The sequence below is a fragment of the Pseudodesulfovibrio pelocollis genome (assembly GCF_030282845.1).
GTDB classification, from domain to species: Bacteria; Desulfobacterota; Desulfovibrionia; order Desulfovibrionales; family Desulfovibrionaceae; genus Pseudodesulfovibrio; species Pseudodesulfovibrio pelocollis.
Map to the genome: position 1 here is coordinate 1 of NZ_JASTWE010000055.1, position 18391 is coordinate 18391.

The following is an 18391-nucleotide window of genomic DNA, read 5'->3' on the forward strand; positions in this document are numbered from 1 at the left end:
CTCCCATACACCCGCAACCGGGCCGGGCGCAATGCGACACGGCCCGGCCGCTTTCCAGAGCCGGGTTCAGGCGCTCGACACGCGTACGCTCAGTCGTTGCCCAGGGTGATCTGGAAGGCGATGGAATAGAGGTGGTCGAAGAAATCCACGTATTCGACGGGGATATGCGGCGGCACGTTGATCCGAGCCGGGGCGAAGTTGATGATGCCGCGAATGTTGGCGTCCACCAGATGGTTTGCCGCGCGCTGGGCGCGGTCGGGCGGGGTGGTGATGATGCCGATCTCAAGGCCCAGTTCCGGGGCCTGCTCCACCAGATGGGTGGGGCAGACAATCTCCAGGTCCTCGAATTCGCGCCCGATCTTGTCCGGGTCGCAATCAAAGGCGGCGGCGATATGGAAGCCCCGGCGCTCGAAATCGTGGTGGCGCAGCAGGGCCGTGCCCATGTTGCCCACCCCGATCAGGGCGCACTTCCAGACCCTGTCGATGCCCAGGGACTGCTTGATGGAGGTGATGAGTTCCTGGACGTAGTAGCCGACCCCGCGCACGCCGAACTCGCCGAAGTACGCAAGGTCCTTGCGTATCTGCGACGAGTTGACAGAGCAGGCCCGGGCCAGCTTCTCGGACGAGATGACCTCGTTGCCGTCCCTCAGCAGATTTTCGAGCACCTGGATGTAAACAGCCAGACGCCCGATGGTCGCCTTTGGGATATGTTCACTTTTCATTGAATAGCGTCTCTTTCAAAGTCCGGAAGCCCCGGCCATGTGAATTTTGGAACATGTCGGTGCTTAAAAAAGGGAGGCCGAAGCCTCCCTTGGAGTCGCTGTCTATCGAACTAGACGACGAAGAGCAGGATCAGGTTGACGACCAGGGCGTAAATGGCCAGAGACTCGATGAAGGCCAGGCCCAGGATCAGGGTGGTGGACAGCTGGCCGGCGGCCTCGGGGTTGCGGGCGATGCCTTCGCAGGCGCCCTTGACGCCCATGCCCTGGGCGATGCCGCACAGACCGGCGGCCAGACCCATGCCCAGCGCGGTGGCGTAGGCCTTGGCGGACATGAGGGCGGTGTCGCCATCAGCGGCAAAGGCAACGGAAGCAACCAGAAGCATGGCCATGGTGGTGAACAGAACTTTCGTGATCTTCATTGTGAATCCTCCAAATGGAATCGTGTAATATAGTTTTGGTCCGAGGACCATTTCCCCAAATTCAGCCCGTCCGGCCTAGTGAGCGTGTTCCACGGCACCCTGCAGGTAGAGCATGGTCAGCATGAAGAAGATGAACGCCTGGATGGTCTTGGCCAGCAGGAAGAGAATGTACATGGGCAGCGAGCCAAGCAGCGGAGCCAGCATGAACATCAGGATGAGAACGATTTCCTCGCCGCGGATGTTGCCAAAGAGACGAAGGGTCAGGCTCAGCGGCCGGGCGATGTGGGAGATGGGCTCAAGGATCAGCATGAGCGGGGCCAGGAAGCTGACCGGGCCCATGAAGTGCTTGATGTAGCCGAATCCCCATTTCTTGATGCCCACTGCCTGATAGAACACGAACACGATGATGGCCATGGCCGCAGGCGTGTTGATGTTGGCGGTGGGCGCATCGCAACCCGGAACAAGGCCGATCCAGTTCATGGTCAGGATGAACAGGAAGATGGTGCACAGCAGCGGCATGAACTGCCTGCCCTGCTGGCCGACGTTGGAAACCACGAAATTCTCAAGACCGCCGATGATGGTCTCGAAGACATTCTGCAAGCCGCCGGGAACGAGCTGCAACCGGCCGCGAACAATCATGCCCAGGGCAAAGAGAATGCCCATGCACAGCCACATGTAGAGCACATGGTTGATGCTCTCCACGCCGAGCGCCGTCTCGACACTGGCGCCCCAGTGGCCAATGCTCTTGAGAATGTCCATGTACAAGAGAGGATGCGGTAATCCGCCTGAGAAACCCATATCCAAGCCTCCTTAAAAGATCAGCCTAGGCCTTTTTTCGCCCCACCTGAACCAGGCCGGTCGCGGCGACATTCACCACCACGGTTCCAAGACCTGCGATCAGCCCCCAATGGGGAACACGTTCGACTCCGATCAGCCAATACAAGGCCAGCCCGCTCAGAGCCATCTTCACCATGAATATGACAAACAGTGATCGCGGTCCCCCTCCCTGCGTCCGTATCAACATCTCGACGACGCGGGCAAGCGCCCAGAAGTTGACGAGGGCGAGAACCGCCCCGGCCGCAAAGGCGAGAGACCATCGGGATGCAAGTGTCACCAGCACGATCACTAGAGAGGACCCCAGCGACACGTATATCTGGTTGCGGACGAGGATTCGCACATCGGGCCGATCAAAGCCGCTCTTCACGAGCAGCGGCTCAACCCGCTGATTGATCATCTCCAGCACTTTCATCTCCATTCTGTTTCAAAGAACCCTTTTTTCTGGCCTCTTCGCGCCGCTGGAGCTTCCTGAAATCCTCGATCACCATCTTGAACCCGGCCATGACTCCGAAAAGGAAGAAGATCATGATCAGCCAGGGCTTGGTCCCGAAGACGTCATCCAGAAAGTATCCTATGGCGAGGCCGACAACGGTGGCCGACACGATGTGAAGCCCCATCGTGCTGGCGGCACCACCGACCTGCACGACATTTGTCCAGCGACCGTCTTTTGAAAAGAACATGCTTGCGTCCTGTAGCCGTCACCGTCGCGGGAAAGCCCCTCACGCACGGAATCGGCCATTCGTGCAATCCTTCACAAGTTGTGGAGAAGTAGCACAGGCGGTCAATTCACGTCAATGCGTTTTTCCGGCAAACGACTCCTTTTTTCGTCGAACAAAGGCCCCTGCCGGCGGCCCGAAAATCCTTGCTTCCCGGGGACGTGGCCCCTGACCGCGACAGGCCCGCCCAGGCGATTGCAGGCGCGGGGCGGCGCGGCCGCCCTCCCCGCGTCGGCGCGGCACGATCAACTCGGGTCGCCCACGTCCACCACCTTGACCAGGAATTCCTTGACGTTGACTGGCGGCTGAAAGAACACCGCCATGAACGGCGTGGACGATTCCGGCCTGATGAAGGTGTTGTTGGAGAGGATGCCCACCTCGCTGGCCAGGCCGTCCTCGATCTCCTTTTGGGTCTGCACCTGCAACTGGAACTGGGAGAGGACGTTCCCGCACAGGAACGACTGGGAGGCAAGGACCGTGCCCGCCTCATCGTAGAGGACCACCTCGACCCGGATGCGTTCCTTGGGCGTGGAAAAGGCGTTGACCGCCTTGCCCTCGACCACGAAGATGTTGCCTGTTTTCTCGTTGGCCACGTAATACTGTTTGACGTTCTTGAGCTCGATGCGGCGCACCCTGTCGGCCGGGGACTCGCCCGGGGCCGCGTCCGAGCCGACGGTCGGCTCCATGAACAGCCTGCCCACATAGGGGACGTTCTGGAAATAGGCGGCCGGGTCGATGCCGACCAGGGTCCACGCCTTGAAGTACACGGCCGCGCCCAGGCCAAGGGCGAGCACCAGGAGCACGATCAGGCAGCCGAGGGAGCGGCTGCCCTTGCGCGCGGGCTCGTCGTCCAGGCCGAAACCCCGGGCGTCGTCCTCGTCGTCATATCCGCCTTCCTCCTCGTCCAGGTCTGACTCGGGCCCGCCCTCATCGTCGCTGGCGAAGAGGTCGTCGTCGGCCCCGGTGTCGGCATCATCGTCCGTGTCTTCAAAGAGATCGCCCGCCGCGTCGTCCGCGTCTTTGGGTATTTCGGCCTGATCGTCGTCAAAGAGACCGTCATGCCCCGTGGCGTCGCCCTCGTCGTCGTCAAAGAGGTCGTCCATGCCCGGCATGTCCTCGCCCAGCCCGGGCTCGGGCACGTCTCCGGGCTCCTCGGGCGCTTCGGGAAACTCGTCGTCTCCGACAGCCCCTTTGGGAGCCTTGGCCTTGGGGGGTGCGCCTGCCGCCCCCTTGGCGGCCGCACCGGCCGATGCCACCTCGTCGAAGGTCTCGTCGAACTGCTCCCCGGCCCGGGTGTCCGGGCTGGCGGCCTCCTGCTCGAAAAGGCTCTCCACCTCGTCCTCGGGCATGGCCTGGGGTGGAGGCGTCTTGAAAACATGGGTGCACTTGGAGCACTTGACCTTGGCGCCTTTGGCTGGGACCTTCTCGTCCGGAAGGTTGTACCTGGTCTGGCAGTTCGGGCAGGTGACGATCATGTTTCTGTCTCCAATGGGGCCGTTTTAACTATCCGTTATCCGTGGACAACTCGTAAATTCCGTCCAGCTCCCGGTAGCGCTCGGCATAGTCGAGGCCATAGCCCACGATGAACCCCTCGCTGAGCTTGAACCCGGAGAAATCGACGGTCACTTTTTTTTCCCGCCGCTCATGCTTATCAATAAGCGCGCATATTTTCAAACTCTTCGGATTGCGCCTGCGCAGGACATGGAGCAGGAAGTCCATGGAGTGGCCGGTGTCCACGATGTCCTCGATGACAAGCACATCCTTGCCCTCGATGGAGATTTCGAGATCCTTGGAAAAAACGATGTCCTCCCCGCGCGACACGGCCGTGCCGTAGCTGGCCAGGCGGACAAAGTCCACCTCGATTGGGCGGTCTATCCTGCGGATCAGGTCCGAAAAGAAGAGAAACGCACCCTTGAGCACACAGATGCAGACCAGCGAGCCGTCGCCCTGGTAGCTGGCAGCCACCTCCCGGCCCAGGGTTTCCACGCGGGCGGCCAGCTGGTCGGCGGTGATGAACGGTGTGAGTTTGTGTCCCATGTGTCGTTGTCGGGGTTAGAGGGCCATGACCATGGCCACTTCATTGCAGTGGTCCGGAAAGCGCGGGCAGTTGAGGCAGTCTGCAAACACCTTCTGGTTGAGGGCGTCCATGTTCTCCTGCACGAATTCCAGGTGGGCGAAGAACCCGGTCTGCTCGGTGAGGGTGTAGACCTTGAAGATGCCAAGGGTCACGGCCTCGCTCAGGCAGGCCTCCACCAGCTTGCGGCCCAGTCGCTTGCCCCGGTGCTCGGGCACCACCACCAGGGAGCGGATTTCTGCCAGATTCTCCCAGATGATGTTCAGGGCGCAGCAGCCGATGACCGTGCCCTGGTCGTCCACGGCCACAAAGAAGTCGCGCAGGTGCGAATAGAGCTGGCTGAAGGAGCGGGGCAGCACCAGCCCGTCATGCTCCTCGCGGTGCATGAGCAGGGAATGGATGGCCTTGACGTCCTGGATGCGGGCCTTGCGGATCATGCGCGACACGGCGTCACCGACTGGTCAGCTGGTCTGCCAGCGCTTCGAGCATGGGCAGGGGAAAGACCCCGGCCCGCGAAAATATCTGATTGCCCCCGGCGTCGAACACCGCCAGGGTGGGGATGGCCTCCACCTTGAACCGGGCCGCCAGGCTCTGGTCGCCGTGGAACACGGGCAGGGTCGTGGCCTTGTCCTTGAAGAAGGCGTGCAGGGCCGCCTCGTCCTCGTCCAGCGAGATGCTGAGGATGTTGACATCGGCCCCGCGCGAGGCGTGGAGGCGCTCCATCTCGGCGATCTGCTGCTTGCACGACGGGCACCACGTGGTCCAGAAGAACAGGATCGACGGTTTGCCCGCGCTCTGCGCCAGATAGGTGTCGAGCCCGGCCGAATCCATGGCCGGGAAACCCTTCGCGGCCGGGGACTCCCCTTCCGCACCGCCGGAACAGGCCAGCAGCACAAAGCCCAATGCGATCATGGCGGCGAGCCGCCGAAACTTGCTCATGCATCACCTCGTGTTCGTGTGCGGACACCCTAGCAGAGTTGGTTGGCAAATAAAAGCGCGGACGGGGCGTCTCCCCCGTCCGCGAAAAACAATGCCAGTGCGTCTATGCGACAAGGCTTTGGGCCAGTTTGACTGCCCGGACCGCGTCGGTGGACCAGCCGTCCGCACCGATGGCCGTGCAGAACTTTTCCGTGACCACGGCCCCGCCGATGATCACCCGGGTGTCCAGCCCGCGCTCGCGCACCAGCTTCACCGTGTCCTCCATGCGGACCATGGTGGTGGTCATCAGGGCCGAGAGCCCGATGATGGCCGCGCCGTGTTCGGCAGCCGCATCCACGATGCGCTCTGCGGCCACGTCCTTGCCCAGGTCCACCACCTCGAAGCCGTGATTCTTGAGCATCAGGCAGACGATGTTCTTGCCGATGTCGTGGATGTCGCCCTCCACCGTGGCCATGACCACCACGGGCTTGCGCTCCCCGCCGCCCTCGGCCTCCAGCAGGGGCTTGAGCCGGGCAAAGGCCGTCTGCATGGTCTCGGCCGACTGGAGCAACTGGGGCAGGAAGTATTCCTTGCGCTCGTATTTTTCGCCCACGGCCAGGATGCCGGGGATGAGCAGGTCGTTGACGATGCTCATGGCCGTCGTGCCCCGGGCCAGCTCGGCCTCCACCAGGGCGACCACGCCGTCCTTGTCGCCCTTGATCACCGCCGCCTGCACCGGCGGCAGATCCGGCGTCTGCGACCCGCCGCTGGCCACGGGCGCGGCAACCCCGCCCCCGCCATCGGTCCAGGTCGAGAAGCGGCCGATGTAGCGGGCGGCCTGGGGGTCGCGGCCCAGCAGCACCTCGGCCGCGTGCAGGGTCTCCTGGATGCGGGCGGAATTGGGATTGGAGATGAACGAGCACAGGCCCGCGGCCATGGACAGGGACAGGAAGGTGGAGTTGAGCAACTCGCGCGCGGGCAGGCCAAAGGAGATGTTGGACAGCCCGATGGTGGTGGGCAGGCCCCACTCGTCGCGGCAGTAGCGCATGACCTCCAGGGAATGGCGCGCGGCCTCGGGTTTGGAGGATACGGTCAGGGCCAGGGCGTCCACCATGATCAGCCGCCTGGGGATGCCCAGCCCCTCGGCCTCCACCAGCAGGTCCTCGATGACCGCCAGCCGCTCCCTGGCCGTGACCGGGAGCTTGCGGCCCACGATGGGCAGGAGGATGAAGGGCGCGCCAAAACGCTTGCACAGGGGGCCAAGGGCCTCCATCTTCCCCGGCTCGCCGGAGATGGAGTTGACCAGGGGGGAACCGGGATAGACCCACAGCCCGGCCTCCACGGCGGCCGAGTCGTTGGAATCGATGGCCAGGGGCGCGGTGAAGCGGCCGATGAGGGTCTTGATCAACCCCGGAAGCAGCGTTTTCTCGTCCACCATGGGCGCGCCCACGTTGACGTCGAGGACCGGCGCGCCCAGCTCGATCTGCTCGGCCGCGAAGCGCACGGCCTCGGTGTGGATGCCCTCCTGCAATTCGGCGATGAGCTGCGGCTTGCCCGTGGGGTTGATGCGCTCGCCGATGATCACGCCCGGGTGGGAAAAGCCGATGGGCACGGACACCGAGCGCGAGGTGAGGACCATGCACGCGTCGTCGCTGGGCTCGGGCCTGCGCCAGGACGCATCGCCCACCTTGGCCCGCAGGGCGCGGATGTGCTCGGGCGTGGTGCCGCAGCAGCCGCCGATGAACTTGGCCCCCAGGTCGGCGAACCGGGCCGCCTGCTCGGCAAAGGGCTCGGGCGCGAGGCGAAACGCGGTGTTGCCCGCATCGTCCAGCTCGGGCAGGCCCGCGTTGGCCTCGGCAAAGCTCGGGGTGGTCAGACGGGGCGCCCAGGCGGCCAGGGTGTCGCACATGCGCTCAGGCCCGGCCGAGCAGTTGGTGCCGATGAGTTCCACACCCATGTTCTGCATGGTGTCCACAAAGGTCAGGGGCGAGGTGCCGGTCAGGCTGGCCTCGCCCTCAAAGGTCATGGACATGGCCACGGGCAGCCGGCACTCCAGCCGGGCGGCCACCACCACGGCCCGGGCCTCGGCCAGATCGAAATGGGTCTCGCCCAGGATAAGGTCTGCCCCGCCGTCCACGCACCCCCGGATCTGCTCCCGGAAGATTTCCACCAGCTCGCGGAAGGTCAGGTCGCCCAGCGGCTCGACAAAATGGCCGGTGGGGCCGATGGACGCGGCCACAAAGGCGCGGCCCCCGGCCACCTCCCGGGCGATGCGGGTCATGGCCAGATTGAGGGCGTAGGGGTCGGCGCCGAGCCCCAGCTTGGGCCGCGAGCCGCCAAAGGTGTTGGTGGTCAGGATGTCGGCCCCGGCCTCGAGATAATCCCGATGCACTCCCCGGATGACCTCCGGGGCGGCAAGCCCCCACAGCTCGGGCGAGAGCCCGGCGGGCAGGCCCCTGGCCTGGAGCAGGGTGCCGTAGCCGCCATCGAAGAAATATATTCTGTCATCGCGCAGAATGGATCTGAAATCGGGCACTGGTTCCTCCCGGGCTTGCGGGCGGCTGGCCGGAAACGTCCGGGCCGGGCCGCCCAGCGGCCGCAGCCCCGACCGGGACGGGCTGCATTGCCGCCGTATTTGTATATCAAGATATCCAGATATATACGCGCCTCCGACCCGGGGCAAGTCTTTTCCGCACCGGGCCGGGGCGGGAAAAGCCTTTGGGGGTCGGGGTTCCGCCTGCCCCGAGGTAGCGAAAATCATTGAAAAGGACAAACAAAAACTATACTGTCCTATTTTTCACTCTTTATATATCAGTATTGAACCGGGCAGCCGACGCCCGCGGCATGCGACCATGACAACCCCACGCAACACATCCACCCAAAACATCGAACCCATGGACGCCGAACTGGTGGACGAGGAGTTGGACCTGGCCGACCCCGATTTGGACGACGGCCTGGACGACGATCTCGATCTCGACAACGAGCCGGACATCGACCTGACCCCGGACGACGGAGACGACCCACCCGGCGCCTCGCTGCCCGCCCGATTCGATCCGCCCGAGACGCGGCTGCCCGCCTTTGTGACCGCCTCGTCCAAGGAGGTCCGGGTCCGCGACCCGCTCCAGATCTATCTCAGGGAGATCGCGCGCTTTCCCATGCTCGACCCCGACGAGGAATACGCCCTGGCCAAGCGCGTGCAGGACGAGAACGACCAGGACGCGGCCTTCAAGCTCGTTTCCTCCCATCTGCGGCTGGTGGTCAAGATCGCCATGGACTTCCAGCGCCGCTGGATGCAGAACGCCCTGGACCTGATCCAGGAGGGCAATGTGGGCCTGCTCAAGGCGGTGACCCGGTTCGACCCCGAGAAGGGCATCAAGTTCTCCTACTATGCGGCCTTCTGGATCAAGGCGTACATCCTCAAGCACATCATGGACAACTGGCGCATGGTCAAGGTGGGCACCACCCAGACCCAGCGCAAGCTCTTCTACAATCTGAACAAGGAGCGCCAGCGCCTCCAGGCCATGGGCTTCGACCCCACCACCGAGGCGCTGAGCAAGAGCCTCGGGGTCAGCGAGACCGAGATCGACGAGATGGACCAGCGCCTGTCCAGAAACGACATGTCCCTCAACGCGCCCCTGGGCGAGGACTCGGACGCCACGCGCATGGATTTTCTGCCCTCCCTTGGCCCGGGCATCGAGGAATCGCTGGCCAACGACCAGATCGTGGATCTGCTCCTGGAGAACCTCAAGGCCATCAGGCCCACGCTCAACGACAAGGAGTTGGCCATCCTGGACGAACGGCTGCTCTCCGACGACCCGATCACCCTGCGCGAGATCGGCGAGCGCTTCGACGTCACCCGCGAGCGCGTCCGCCAGATCGAGGCCCGGCTCATCGCCAAGATACGCGAGCACATGACCGAAAAGATCAAGGGATTTTCCAAAGACTGGGTGCTCGAACACGACTAACCACGGATGATCGCATGACACGCACATACCGACTTGGCCCACTGCTGCCGCTCCTTCTGCTCATCCTGTCGCTGGCGGGGCTTTCGGCCTGCGCGGCCAAGAGCGAGCAGATGCCGCTCCCCAAGGCGCGGGCCCTGACCCCCGAGGCCCGGCTGAACTACGACTTCCTGGTCTATCAGGACCAGTTGCAGCGGCTGCAGCGGCACATGGCCGAGGGCGGGCGCAGCCCACTCACCGATACGGAGGTGGCCGAGATCGCGGCCAGGGCCGAGGCCGCCCTGGACCGCCTGCTCGTGGAGGCCCCCACGCCCCAGCTCTATCTCGAAAAGGCCGGATTCACCTGGAACGACCCCGAGGGCACGGCACGGTCGCGCCAGACCCTCAAGGACGGGCTGGAGAAGTTCCCCGACGACCAGCTGTTGACCGTCTACCTGGCCAACACCTATGTCATGGACGACCGGGTGAACGAGGCCGTGGACGTCATGGAGGACTACCTCTCAAGAAAGCCCGACGACCACCAGGCCCGGGAGCGACTGGGCCAACTGCTGCTGGACGCGGGCCGCGAGGCCCAGGCCCTGGACGCCCTCAAGAAGATCCCCGCCGACCAGCGCTCGCCCGACACCCTCTTTGCCATGGGCCGCGCCCAGGGCGCGCTGGGCATGCGCAAGGCGGCCATCGCCAGCCTGACCAAGGCCGCGGCCATGGACGAAACCTTCACCGAGGCCCTGGTGGAGCTGGCCTACCAGTATGAACTGGCCAAGGACTTCGTGTCCGCCGAAAAGACCTATGTCCGCATCCTGGAGCGGGGCGAGCAGTATCCCGAGGCCCGGCTGCGGATCATCGGCCTGAACCTCAAGCTGAACAACCCCGCGCGCGCCCTGGCGGTGACTCTGGACGGCCCCCGCAGCAAGTCCTTCATCCTCGATGCGGTGCTCATGTTCATCAACGACGGCTTTTTCGCCCAGGGCTCCACCGCCCTGGACATGCTCACCTCGGAAGGCGAGGTCCCGGCCGAATATTACTTCTACAAGGCGGTCATCGCCAACGACGGCGAAGGCGACCCGGCCAAGGCCCTTTCCTTCCTGGGCAAGGTCAACCCGGACGACCGGCTCTATCCCCATGCCCTGCGCTTCAAGGCCCAGATGCAAAACGCCATGGGCAAGGAGGACGAGGCCCTGGCCACGGCCCGCAAGGGCAAGGCGGCCTTCCCGGACCTGACCATCTTCTACATCCTCGAATCCGCCCTGCTCAAGGGCGGCGGCGACACCGACGGGGCCGAGCAGGTGCTGCGCCAGGGCCTCGACCGGCTCAAGGGAGACCCGGACCTGTCCTACGAACTGGCCATGCTCTATGATGTGCGGGGCCGCCGCGACGACGGGCTGGCCCTGATGGAAGGCGTCCTGCGCGAACACCCGGACAACAGCAACGCCCTCAACTTCGTGGGCTACACCCTGGCCGAGGAGGGGCGCGAACTCGAACGCGCCCTGGTCCTGGTCGAAAAGGCCTCCCTCCTCGACCCTGAAAACGGCTACATCCTCGACTCCGTGGCCTGGGTCCACTTCAAGCTGGGCAACCACGCCAAGGCGTGGGAAAACATAGGTTACGCCGTGGATATCGTGGACAGCGACCCGGTCATCTGGGAGCACTACGGCGACATCGCCCGGGCCATGGGCAAGAAGGCCGAGGCGCGCAAGGGCTACCGCAACGCCATCAGGCTCGGCTCCCCCCACCCCGACGCCGTCAGAAAGAAGTTGCAGGGCCTATGATGGCGCACCGCCTCCCCTCGCTTGCGGCCCTGGCCCTGCTCGTGGTCATGGGGTCTGCCCTTGGCTGCGCCCCGCGCGCGGCCCGGCTGCCCGTGATGGCCGACCCTCCCAGCGCCTGGGCCGTGATGCGGCGCGATTCCTGCGCGCCCCCGGCCCGCCCCGCCATCCTGGCCAAGGGGTCTCTCTACTACACCCGGGTCGTGCCCGCCCGGCGCACCAACCGCACCCAGTTCTCCATCTGGGGCGACTTCGACGGCCCCATGCGCCTCGACGTGGCCGCAGGCATCGGCACCTCCCTGGCCCACATCCGCGAGGACGGGGACGGCCTGACCATCTTCTATCCCGAGCAAAAGACCGCCTACACCCACGCCGACCCGGTGCTGGGCGCCACCCGTCTTGGCATGCCCTTTCCCTTTTCCCTGGCCCTGCTGGCCCGGGTCTGCGCGGGCGACTTCGCCGGGCTGATGCCCGAGACCTTTGAACTGGGCGCGCCCGAGGGCGCGGGCTTCACCTATGTGGTGGACCACCAGCTGGCCCGGGCCGACGGCGGCACCGGAACCACCGGAGTCCACCGCATCGGCCTCGACAGGGCGGGCAGGCCCGTGCTCGTCGAGGGCACGGTGGCCGCCGCAAGGACGGACGCGGGCGACGCAGGCCCGGCCCGGCGATCCTGGCGGCTGGAGATCAATACATATGAAGAAGGCGGGGCGCGCCCGCCCATGCCGGGACGGCTGACCCTGGCCATGGACGATGGCGAAACAGGCGTCTTGCGCATCGCGTCGCGAGAGTTTAAGGTTGCACCCTGGCCCGCCAGGGCCACCGGGCTCGAACTGCCGGAGGACACCCGGCTGTACCGGCTGGACAACGTCACCAAGCCGCAGGACGCGGGCATGCCCGCGACAGACGAGGACAAGTGATGAGCAGCATGAACAAGGACGAATCAATACTGGATGTCTTCCTGCTCGGACTGAAGACCTGGCTGGCCGAAATGGGCTGGCTGACCCGCTCCGTGCTCGGCCGTTTCGAGATCAGCAGGCTTGAAAAAGAGCTGGAACGGGAATATGCCACCCTCGGGCGCATCGCGGAGCAGCCCAGGGGGCGCAAGGAAGAAAAGGATCAATGCCTCGGGCAGATTTCCTTCCTCAAGGAGGAGATAGAGACCCTCAAGGCCGAACTGGCCCAGGACCGCGAGGCGCGCATGCGCCCCCTGCGCGGCGAAGGCGACTAAAGACCAGCGGCGCGGACCGACATCCAAGGGAGAATTGCGCGGTGAAGAAAACCATCGTCATCGGCTCGGACCACGGGGGCTTCACCCTCAAGCAGGCGCTGATCAAGGCCCTGACAGACTGGGGCCACACTGTCGAGGACCAGGGGCCGGACTGCACCGATTCGTGCGACTATCCCCTGTTCGCGGCCAGGGTGGTGAAGCGGATCAAGGCAGACGATGACGCGCTGGGCGTGCTCATCTGCGGCACGGGCCAGGGCATGACCATGACCGCCAACCGGTTGGGCGTGCGCGCCGCCCTGTGTACCAACGAATTTCTCGCGCGCATGGCCCGCGAGCACAACGACGCGCGCATCCTCTGCCTGGGCGAGCGCGTCACCGGCCAGGGGCTGGCCCTGGCCATTCTCAAGACGTTTCTGGAAACCGGGTTCGGGGGCGAGCGGCACCAGCGGCGCATCGACCTCATGGACACCGTCTCCGAATAACACCACTCAAGAAGGGTTCCACCATGCAGAACATGACGGACAAGACCGTCGCCGTGGTCAAGGGGTTGATCATGGACGGCGTTGCCAAGGCCAATTCCGGCCATCCCGGCGGGGCCATGTCCTCGGCCGACTTCGCCACCATCCTCTTCTCCGAGTTCCTCGAATTCAATCCCGACGACCCGGCCTGGTTCAACCGCGACCGCTTCATCCTCTCGGCCGGGCACGAGTCCATGCTCCTCTACAGCCTGTTGCACCTGAACGGCTTCATCTCCATGGACGACATCAAGAACTTCCGCCAGCTCGGCTCCCTGACCCCCGGCCACCCCGAGGTCCATCTGACCCCCGGGGTGGAGGCCACCACCGGCCCCCTGGGCCAGGGCTTCGCCATGTCCGTGGGCTTTGCCGCGGCCGAGGCGCACCTGCGCGCCCGCCTGGGCCAGGACGCCATGAGCCACTACACCTACGCCCTGGCATCAGACGGCGACCTACAGGAGCCCATCGCGATGGGGGCGGCCTCCCTGGCCGGGCTGTGGAACCTGGGCAAGCTCGTGGTCTTCTATGATTCCAACAAGATCCAGTTGGCCGGTCCCACCTGCAAGGCGGACTGCACCGACCACAGGAAGGTCTTTGAGGGATTGTGCTGGCAGGTCATCGAGGTGGACGGCCACGATCACGAGGCAATCCGCACGGCCATCCGGTCGGCGCGCGAGGAGACCGACAAGCCCACCCTGATCATCGGGCACACGGTCATGGCCAAGGGGTGCGCCACCATGGAGGGCAGCCACAAGACCCACGGCGAGCCGCTCAAGGCCGACGAGATCGCGGCCACCAAGAAGAAGCTCGGCCTGTCCGACGAGGCGTTCCACGTCCCGGCCGATGTGCTCGACGCCTACCGCGCCCGCTTCGACGGCCTGCGCGCCAAGGCGGCCGACTGGCAGACCCGCCTGGACGCGAAGCTGGCCAGGGACGCCGACTTCGCCGCCCTGTGGACCCATGTGGTCCGGCCCCGGCCCGAGCTTTCCATAAAGTGGCCGTCCTTCACTCCGGGCGAAAGCGTGGCCACCCGGCAGGCCTGGGGCAAGTGCCTCGACGCGGTCTCCGACTCCCTGCCCACCCTGGTGGGCGGCAGCGCGGACCTGGACCCGTCCAACCAGACCATGACCTTCCGCACCACCTACGGCGACTTCGGGGTGGACGGCCACAAGGCGCGCAACCTCGCCTTTGGCGTGCGCGAGTTCCCCATGGCCGCCATCATGAACGGCATGCAGTTGCACGGCGGGCTGCTCCCCTTCGGAGCCACCTTCCTGACCTTCTCCGACTACTGCCGCAACGCCATCCGCATGTCCGCGCTCCAGGATCTGCCCGTGCTCTACGTCTTCACCCACGACTCCTTCTGGGTGGGCGAGGACGGGCCGACCCACCAGCCCATCGAGCACGTCAGCTCGCTGCGGCTCATCCCGGACCTCATCGACCTGCGCCCGGCCGATGCCAACGAAACCGCGGTCTGTCTCGACATCGCCCTGACGCAGCCGCGCCATCCCTCGTGCATCTTCCTGACCCGCCAGGGGCTGCCCGTGCTCGACCCGGCCGAATACCCGGCCATCATCGACGGCCCGCGCAAGGGCGGATACGTGCTCAAGGACTGCGAGGGCACCCCGGACCTGATCATCATCGCCTCGGGCTCCGAGGTCTCCCTGGCCCTGGCCACGGCCAAACTCCTTGACCGCAAGGTGCGCGTGGTCAGCATGCCCTCGGCCAAACTGTTTGACGACCAGCCCGAATCGTATAAAACTGAAGTATTGCCGCCAGAGGTGACCGCCCGCGCCGCGGCCGAAGCCGGTCGCACCGGCCTGTGGCACAAGTACGTGGGCCTTGGCGGCGTGGTGCTCGGCCTGGACCACTTCGGGGCCTCGGCTCCGGGCAAGACCCTGTCCGACAACTACGGCTTCACGCCCGAGAACTTTGCCAGAATGATCCGCGAGAAATACTAGGAGTCTCACATGATGGAAGCCCCCCAGAAAAACCTTGCCCTGGACCTCGTCCGCGTGACCGAGGCCGCCGCCCTGGCCTGCGCCCGCTGGCTCGGCAAGGGCGACAAGATCGGTGCCGACCGGGCCGCGGTGGACGCCATGCGCCTGTGCTTCAACACCCTGGAGATCGACGGGCGGGTCATGATCGGCGAAGGGGCCAAGGACGACGCGCCCATGCTCTTCAACGGCGAAAAGCTCGGCCTGGGCCTGGGGCCCAAGGTGGACATCGCCGTGGACCCCCTTGAAGGGACCAACCTCCTCGCCTATGGCCGCCCCAACGCCATCTCGGTGGTGGGCGTGGCTCCCGCTGGCGCCATGTTCGACCCCGGCCCGAGCTATTACATGCAAAAGCTCGTGGTCCCCTCGACCGCCAAGGACGTGGTGGACATCGAAGCCCCCACCGGCCACAACCTCAAACTCATCGCCCGCGCCCTGAACAAGGACGTGGACGATCTGGTGGTCTTTGTCCTGGACAAGCCGCGCCACAAGAAGCTCATCAGCGAAATCCGCGAGGCGGGCGCACGCATCCAGCTGCACACCGACGGCGACATCACCGGCTCCCTCATGGCCATCGACCCGCGCTGCGAGGTGGACGTGATGATGGGCACCGGCGGCACCCCCGAGGGCGTGCTCTCGGCCATCGCCATCCGCATCATGGGCGGCGAGATGTTCGCCAAGCTCGACCCCCAGAAGCAGGACGAGAAAAACGCCCTGGCCGAGTTCGGCATGGACGTGCGCCGCGTGCTCACGGTCACTGATCTGGTCAAGAGCGACGACCTGTTCTTCGCGGCCACCGGCATCTCCGGCGGCACCTTCCTCAAGGGCGTGTCCTACCACGGCCACGGGGCCGAAACCTCGTCCCTGGTCATGCGCGGCAAGACCGGCACCATCCGCTATGTGGAGGCCCTGCACAACTGGGACTCTCTGATGCGCTTCAGCGCCGTGGACTACGACTAGGCGACTGTTGAAAAACGGCGATCTGCTGCGTTGCTTCAAAAAGGTCAAACCCTCGCGTACCAGGAGTACGCTTCGGCCTTGACCTTTTTTCGCGCCTTGCATCTCACCATTTTTGAACAGCCTGCGGTTTGATATAATCCACGACTTGCACAAGCATACAGCCACCACCAGTTTATCGGGCCGGGACCATGAAGGTTCCGGCCTTTTTTTTCGCGGCTCCCCTTTCGGGAGGGGCCGAATCTCTGCTATGGGGGAGGCAAGGAGGAGCGAGCCATGTCCCAAGACAAGCGCAGACACACGCGGGTGGAGGCCGGGTTCGAGGCCTATGTCACCGTGGGCGACGTGGTCATGCCGGTACGCACCAGAAACCTCAGCCTCAAGGGCGCGCTGCTGGCCGGGTGCGGCGACTGCGCCGAGGGCACACGCTGCGAGCTGCATCTGCCCCTGTCGGCCGGGGTGCGCATCGTGGTGGACGGCGTCATCAGGCGGACCAAAGGCGACGAGGCGGCCATGGCCTTCACCGAGATGGACGACGTCAGCTTCACCTTTCTCCACCGGCTGGTGCAGCTCAATGCCCCGGACCCGGAGGCCATCGACGACGAACTGCTCGAAATATTCGAGAAGTTCTGACCTGCTGCGGCCTCGCCCGGTCGCACTTCGTGCCCCGGGACGCAGGCGGAGCGGATATAGTGGCTTGCGCCCCGGGGTCTTGGCGGGTATGAATCACGGCATGAACCCGAAAACACCCAAGCCCCTGCCGCCCGCCCGGAGCATCGCCCTGGAGGCCCTCTCCCGCTGCCTGCTCTCCGGCCTGGACATCCAGTCCACCCTGGACACCGCCCTGTCGGCCCGGCCAGCCGACCCGCGCGACGCCGGGCTGGCCACCGAGATCGCCTACGGCTACCTGCGTCACAAGGGCCGCCTGGAATACCTCCTGGCCCGGTTCCTCAAGGACCCGTCCAGGCTGCCGCCCAAGATGCGGCTGGGCATGGGTGTGGCCGCCTACGAGATCGTCTTTCTGGACAAGGTTCCCGCCTACGCCAGCGTGGACTGGGCCGTGGAGTTCGCCAAGACCAAGCCCGACGCCCGGCTCTCGGGCCTGTTCAACGCTGTCCTGCGCCGGGTGGCAGAACTGGGCGAGACCGCCCACGACCCGGATTTCTACCGCAAGGACGCCTCAGGGCCGGAATTTCTCACGCGCTGGTTCTCCTGCCCCCAGTGGATCGCGGACCTGTGGCGGCGGGCCTACGGCGAGGAGGACGCCCTGGCCTATCTCGAAGCCCAACTCAATCCGCCCGCCCTGGGCATCAACCTCCACGGCCACCCCGAGGCGGACGAACTCTACACCGAGCTGGCCGCCCTGCCCGAGGTCATGGACATCGAGGGGATGAGCTTCGCCCTGCCGCCGGGCACGGTCTTCGAGGAAGAGCCGGAACCGCCCCTGGCCCGGCAGTCCTTTGCCGCGCGCCAGGTGATGGAACGCCTCGACCCATCGGGCTGGCCCGGGCCGGTCTGGGACGCCTGCGCCGGACGCGGGGGCAAGACCCGCATCCTGCGCGAAAAGGGCATCGAAGTCCTGGCCTCGGACCTCCACCGGGGCAGGCTGGCCGCCCTGGAGCGCGAGATGCCGGACGTCACGATATTTGCGGCCGACGCGGCCACGGACTCGCCGCCCCGGACGCCGGGCACCGTGCTGCTCGATCTGCCGTGCTCGGGCCTTGGCGTGCTCTCGCGCAGGCCGGACACCAAGTGGAAGCGCACCCTCCGGGACCTCGACGACCTGACCCGGCTCCAGGCGGCCATCCTGGACAACGCGGCCGCCCAGGTCCGGCCCGGCGGGGTGCTGGCCATCGTCACCTGCACCCTCAACCCCGACGAGAACCAGGGACTGGTCCGCGCCTTTCTGGCCACCCACCCGGGCGCGTCGCTGCGCACCGAGTGGACCACGCCGCCGGATTCACCCCTCAACGAATTCTTCTACGGCGCCCTGGTGGACCTGGGCTGACCAGGGCGGGCTGGATCAGGGAGCCTCCGGCGGCCCCTTCGGGGCGACCAGGGCGCTGCCCTGGCCCCGCCAGAGGCCTAAGGCCCCTGGACCCCAGGCTTGCGGTTTGAAGCCGAAAAAACGGGCGCAACCGCATTCCCCGCTCCCAGGCCGTCCGCCGTTTTTCCGGCTTCAAACCGCGGGGGGCGAATGCCAATGCGCTGGTCAACAAGCCGCTATTCCACCCGCGCGAAGCGCCGCCAAAAAGTTTGGGAAAAGGGGGGGATGGGGGT

The 18391-nt window shown here is 65.4% G+C and carries 19 protein-coding genes; 9 read left to right on the forward strand and 10 right to left on the reverse strand.

Features of this window, described 5'->3' with window-relative positions; genetic code table 11:
• Nucleotides 1-89 precede the first annotated feature (89 nt).
• From QQS14_RS14810 to QQS14_RS14855, 10 genes are all read right to left on the reverse strand, one after another.
• On the reverse strand, nucleotides 90-722 hold the full coding sequence (locus QQS14_RS14810; protein ID WP_285907791.1) for a redox-sensing transcriptional repressor Rex: 633 nt from the start codon (nucleotides 720-722) through the stop codon (nucleotides 90-92).
• A 110-nt stretch (nucleotides 723-832) separates the two neighbouring features.
• Nucleotides 833-1141 carry an ATP synthase F0 subunit C gene (locus tag QQS14_RS14815; protein WP_285907792.1) on the reverse strand — a complete coding sequence of 103 codons (309 nt, stop codon included), beginning with the start codon at nucleotides 1139-1141 and terminating at the stop codon, nucleotides 833-835.
• 75 nt (nucleotides 1142-1216) lie between these two features.
• Nucleotides 1217-1939: a F0F1 ATP synthase subunit A gene (gene atpB, locus QQS14_RS14820; protein ID WP_285907793.1), complete on the reverse strand. Its 723-nt coding sequence runs from the start codon at nucleotides 1937-1939 to the stop codon at nucleotides 1217-1219.
• A 25-nt stretch (nucleotides 1940-1964) separates the two neighbouring features.
• A complete protein-coding gene (locus tag QQS14_RS14825; protein ID WP_285907807.1) occupies nucleotides 1965-2390 on the reverse strand; it encodes an ATP synthase subunit I in 426 nt (141 codons plus the stop codon).
• Entirely contained in the window at nucleotides 2356-2658 is a 303-nt protein-coding gene (locus QQS14_RS14830; protein ID WP_285907794.1) for an AtpZ/AtpI family protein, read from the reverse strand. Before QQS14_RS14830 ends, QQS14_RS14825 begins: the two co-directional genes overlap by 35 nt.
• A gap of 281 nt (nucleotides 2659-2939) precedes the next feature.
• Nucleotides 2940-4169: a DUF3426 domain-containing protein gene (locus tag QQS14_RS14835; RefSeq protein WP_285907795.1), complete on the reverse strand. Its 1230-nt coding sequence runs from the start codon at nucleotides 4167-4169 to the stop codon at nucleotides 2940-2942.
• Between the two features lie 28 nt (nucleotides 4170-4197).
• Nucleotides 4198-4731: a hypoxanthine phosphoribosyltransferase gene (gene hpt / locus QQS14_RS14840; RefSeq protein WP_285907796.1), complete on the reverse strand. Its 534-nt coding sequence runs from the start codon at nucleotides 4729-4731 to the stop codon at nucleotides 4198-4200.
• Nucleotides 4732-4746: 15 nt separating this feature from the next.
• Nucleotides 4747-5205, reverse strand: coding sequence for an N-acetyltransferase (locus tag QQS14_RS14845; protein ID WP_285907808.1), 459 nt, complete (start codon nucleotides 5203-5205; stop codon nucleotides 4747-4749).
• A gap of 13 nt (nucleotides 5206-5218) precedes the next feature.
• The gene (locus tag QQS14_RS14850) at nucleotides 5219-5707 is read right to left on the reverse strand and encodes a TlpA family protein disulfide reductase (protein WP_285907797.1); all 489 of its coding nucleotides are present in this window, start codon (nucleotides 5705-5707) and stop codon (nucleotides 5219-5221) included.
• A gap of 103 nt (nucleotides 5708-5810) precedes the next feature.
• Complete coding sequence (locus QQS14_RS14855; protein ID WP_285907798.1) at nucleotides 5811-8222, reverse strand: homocysteine S-methyltransferase family protein; 2412 nt, start codon at nucleotides 8220-8222, stop codon at nucleotides 5811-5813.
• 316 nt (nucleotides 8223-8538) lie between these two features.
• Here QQS14_RS14855 and QQS14_RS14860 point away from each other — a divergent pair, with 316 nt between their 5' ends.
• The 9 genes from QQS14_RS14860 to QQS14_RS14900 all read left to right on the forward strand — a co-directional run bounded on the left by QQS14_RS14860 (nucleotide 8539) and on the right by QQS14_RS14900 (nucleotide 18119).
• Nucleotides 8539-9651, forward strand: a complete 1113-nt coding sequence (locus QQS14_RS14860) for a sigma-70 family RNA polymerase sigma factor (RefSeq protein ID WP_285907799.1) — start codon at nucleotides 8539-8541, stop codon at nucleotides 9649-9651.
• 14 nt (nucleotides 9652-9665) lie between these two features.
• Nucleotides 9666-11417, forward strand: a complete 1752-nt coding sequence (locus QQS14_RS14865) for a tetratricopeptide repeat protein (protein ID WP_285907800.1) — start codon at nucleotides 9666-9668, stop codon at nucleotides 11415-11417.
• Entirely contained in the window at nucleotides 11414-12334 is a 921-nt protein-coding gene (locus tag QQS14_RS14870; RefSeq protein ID WP_285907801.1) for a hypothetical protein, read from the forward strand. The genes QQS14_RS14865 and QQS14_RS14870 overlap by 4 nt, the downstream gene beginning before the upstream one ends.
• Complete coding sequence (locus QQS14_RS14875; protein WP_285907802.1) at nucleotides 12334-12645, forward strand: hypothetical protein; 312 nt, start codon at nucleotides 12334-12336, stop codon at nucleotides 12643-12645. Before QQS14_RS14870 ends, QQS14_RS14875 begins: the two co-directional genes overlap by 1 nt.
• Before the next feature lie 41 nt (nucleotides 12646-12686).
• Nucleotides 12687-13127, forward strand: a complete 441-nt coding sequence (gene rpiB, locus QQS14_RS14880) for a ribose 5-phosphate isomerase B (protein WP_285907803.1) — start codon at nucleotides 12687-12689, stop codon at nucleotides 13125-13127.
• 23 nt (nucleotides 13128-13150) lie between these two features.
• The gene (gene tkt, locus QQS14_RS14885; protein ID WP_285907804.1) at nucleotides 13151-15118 is read left to right on the forward strand and encodes a transketolase; all 1968 of its coding nucleotides are present in this window, start codon (nucleotides 13151-13153) and stop codon (nucleotides 15116-15118) included.
• Between the two features lie 12 nt (nucleotides 15119-15130).
• Entirely contained in the window at nucleotides 15131-16114 is a 984-nt protein-coding gene (gene glpX, locus QQS14_RS14890) for a class II fructose-bisphosphatase (RefSeq protein ID WP_285907809.1), read from the forward strand.
• Nucleotides 16115-16387: 273 nt separating this feature from the next.
• A complete protein-coding gene (locus QQS14_RS14895) occupies nucleotides 16388-16744 on the forward strand; it encodes a PilZ domain-containing protein (RefSeq protein ID WP_285907805.1) in 357 nt (118 codons plus the stop codon).
• 100 nt (nucleotides 16745-16844) lie between these two features.
• Nucleotides 16845-18119: a transcription antitermination factor NusB gene (locus QQS14_RS14900; protein ID WP_285907806.1), complete on the forward strand. Its 1275-nt coding sequence runs from the start codon at nucleotides 16845-16847 to the stop codon at nucleotides 18117-18119.
• Nucleotides 18120-18391 lie beyond the last annotated feature (272 nt).

Bases quoted from the DNA above. Each gene is read 5' to 3' on its own strand.
- QQS14_RS14850 (WP_285907797.1), bottom strand. From the start codon at position 5,707: ATGAGCAAGTTTCGGCGGCTCGCCGCCATGATCGCATTGGGCTTTGTG.
- glpX (WP_285907809.1), top strand. From the start codon at position 15,131: ATGGAAGCCCCCCAGAAAAACCTTGCCCTGGACCTCGTCCGCGTGACC.
- QQS14_RS14815 (WP_285907792.1), bottom strand. From the start codon at position 1,141: ATGAAGATCACGAAAGTTCTGTTCACCACCATGGCCATGCTTCTGGTT.
- QQS14_RS14900 (WP_285907806.1), top strand. From the start codon at position 16,845: ATGAACCCGAAAACACCCAAGCCCCTGCCGCCCGCCCGGAGCATCGCC.
- atpB (WP_285907793.1), bottom strand. From the start codon at position 1,939: ATGGGTTTCTCAGGCGGATTACCGCATCCTCTCTTGTACATGGACATT.
- QQS14_RS14835 (WP_285907795.1), bottom strand. From the start codon at position 4,169: ATGATCGTCACCTGCCCGAACTGCCAGACCAGGTACAACCTTCCGGAC.
- hpt (WP_285907796.1), bottom strand. From the start codon at position 4,731: ATGGGACACAAACTCACACCGTTCATCACCGCCGACCAGCTGGCCGCC.
- QQS14_RS14865 (WP_285907800.1), top strand. From the start codon at position 9,666: ATGACACGCACATACCGACTTGGCCCACTGCTGCCGCTCCTTCTGCTC.
- QQS14_RS14895 (WP_285907805.1), top strand. From the start codon at position 16,388: ATGTCCCAAGACAAGCGCAGACACACGCGGGTGGAGGCCGGGTTCGAG.
- QQS14_RS14825 (WP_285907807.1), bottom strand. From the start codon at position 2,390: ATGAAAGTGCTGGAGATGATCAATCAGCGGGTTGAGCCGCTGCTCGTG.
- QQS14_RS14830 (WP_285907794.1), bottom strand. From the start codon at position 2,658: ATGTTCTTTTCAAAAGACGGTCGCTGGACAAATGTCGTGCAGGTCGGT.
- QQS14_RS14860 (WP_285907799.1), top strand. From the start codon at position 8,539: ATGACAACCCCACGCAACACATCCACCCAAAACATCGAACCCATGGAC.
- QQS14_RS14870 (WP_285907801.1), top strand. From the start codon at position 11,414: ATGATGGCGCACCGCCTCCCCTCGCTTGCGGCCCTGGCCCTGCTCGTG.
- tkt (WP_285907804.1), top strand. From the start codon at position 13,151: ATGCAGAACATGACGGACAAGACCGTCGCCGTGGTCAAGGGGTTGATC.
- QQS14_RS14875 (WP_285907802.1), top strand. From the start codon at position 12,334: ATGAGCAGCATGAACAAGGACGAATCAATACTGGATGTCTTCCTGCTC.
- QQS14_RS14845 (WP_285907808.1), bottom strand. From the start codon at position 5,205: ATGATCCGCAAGGCCCGCATCCAGGACGTCAAGGCCATCCATTCCCTG.
- QQS14_RS14810 (WP_285907791.1), bottom strand. From the start codon at position 722: ATGAAAAGTGAACATATCCCAAAGGCGACCATCGGGCGTCTGGCTGTT.